The following is a 1976-nucleotide window of genomic DNA, read 5'->3' as shown; positions in this document are numbered from 1 at the left end:
ATCAAAGACGGCGGCACGTTCCTGCTGAACACCATCTGGGATGCAGCCGGACTGGAACAGAACCTGCCGGCTTCGATGAAACGGACCCTGGCAAAGAAACATATCCAGTTCTACACAATCAATGCCGTCAAGATTGCCCAGGATATCGGACTGGGTGGCCGGTTCAACATGATCATGCAGTCGGCGTTCTTCAAACTGGCCGATATCATCCCCGTTGAAGATGCCGTGAAATATCTGAAAGACGCTGTCGTCACGAACTATGGCAAGAAAGGCCAGAAAGTCGTTGATATGAACAACGCCGCCATTGACCAGGGCGTATCGCAGATCGTGAAGATCGATATCCCGGCAGCCTGGGCCGATGCGACAGATGCACCGGAAGCACAGAAAGACGTACCGGAATTCATCACGAAACTGCAGAAACCGATCAATGCCCAGGAAGGGGACAGCCTGCCTGTCAGCGCATTCCTCGGTCTGGAAGACGGCGCCTTCCCGCAGGGAACGGCTGCCTATGAAAAACGTGGCGTAGCCATCAACGTACCGGAATGGCAGGTAGAAAACTGCCTGCAGTGCAACCAGTGTGCCATGGTATGTCCTCATGCCGCTATCCGTCCGGTCCTGACAACGGATGAAGAGCTGGTAGCAGCACCGGAAGGCTTTATCTCCCGTCCGGCAACGGGCGCCCAGGGACTGCACTTCACCATGCAGGTATCCGTCATGGACTGCCTCGGCTGTGGCAGCTGTGCCCAGGTATGCCCGGCAAAAGAAAAGGCCCTGGTCATGAAACCGTTCAGCACTCAGGAACAGAAAGCTCCTCTTTGGGATTATGCTATGAGCGTCAGCCGGAAAGCCAACCCGATGAACAAGTTTACCGTCAAAGGCAGCCAGTTCGAACAGCCGTTACTGGAATTCTCCGGCGCCTGTGCCGGCTGCGGCGAAACACCGTATGCCAAACTGGTCACCCAGCTCTTTGGCGACCGCATGATGATTGCCAATGCGACGGGCTGCTCCTGCGTATGGGCAGACAGCGTGCCGTCCACGCCGTACACGACCAATGCCGACGGCCACGGCCCGGCATGGGGCAACAGCCTCTTCGAAGATAATGCTGAATACGGCCTGGGCATGTACCTCGGCGTCCGTCAGGTACGGGAAAAAGTAGCTATGGACGTAGCGGAAGCACTAGCCAATGACCAGACACCGGCCGATGTGAAAGCCGTCCTGCAGGACTGGTATGACCACCGCGATGATACGGAAGGCACGCGGGAACGGGCCGACAAGGTTACAGCCGCACTGGAAGGCGTAAAGGATGCCTGCCCGGTATGCAAACGGATTTATGACCGCCGCGATTACCTGGTAAAACGGAGCCAGTGGATCTTCGGTGGCGACGGCTGGGCTTATGATATCGGCTACGGCGGACTGGACCATGTACTGGCTCAGGACGAAGACGTCAATGTCCTGGTCATGGATACGGAAGTCTATTCCAATACAGGCGGCCAGTCGTCGAAAGCGACACCGACCAGTGCCATTGCGAAATTCGCAGCCGGTGGCAAACGGACGAAGAAGAAGGACTTAGGCCGCATGGCCATGACCTATGGCTACGTCTATGTCGCCCAGGTAGCCCTCGGTGCCGACATGAACCAGTGCATCAAGGCCATCAAGGAAGCCGAAGCCTATAAAGGACCGAGCCTGATCATCGCCTATGCACCGTGCATCAACCACGGCATCAAGAAGGGCATGGGCTTCAGCCAGATTGAAGCAAAGAAAGCCGTACAGAACGGATACTGGCACCTCTATCGGTATAATCCGGACGTAGAAGCAGCTGGCAAGAACGGATTCACCCTGGATTCGAAGGATCCCAAGGGCGATCTGAAGGACTTCCTCCTGGGAGAAGTGCGGTATGCATCGCTGCAGAAAGTCTTCCCGGAACAGGCGGAACAGTTCTACGAACGTACGGAAAAAGATATGAAAGACCGTCTTGA

1 protein-coding gene is annotated in these 1976 nt (G+C 56.1%); it reads left to right on the top strand.

What is annotated here, in order from left to right; genetic code table 11:
* Positions 1 to 1976 (top strand): pyruvate:ferredoxin (flavodoxin) oxidoreductase (gene nifJ / locus DW949_RS04400; RefSeq protein WP_233539485.1); only part of this gene is annotated, 1976 nt, incomplete at both ends.

The organism is Megasphaera sp. AM44-1BH, from assembly GCF_003467125.1.
GTDB lineage: Bacteria > Bacillota > Negativicutes > Veillonellales > Megasphaeraceae > Megasphaera.
This window is presented reverse-complemented; position numbering and strand designations above follow the sequence as displayed.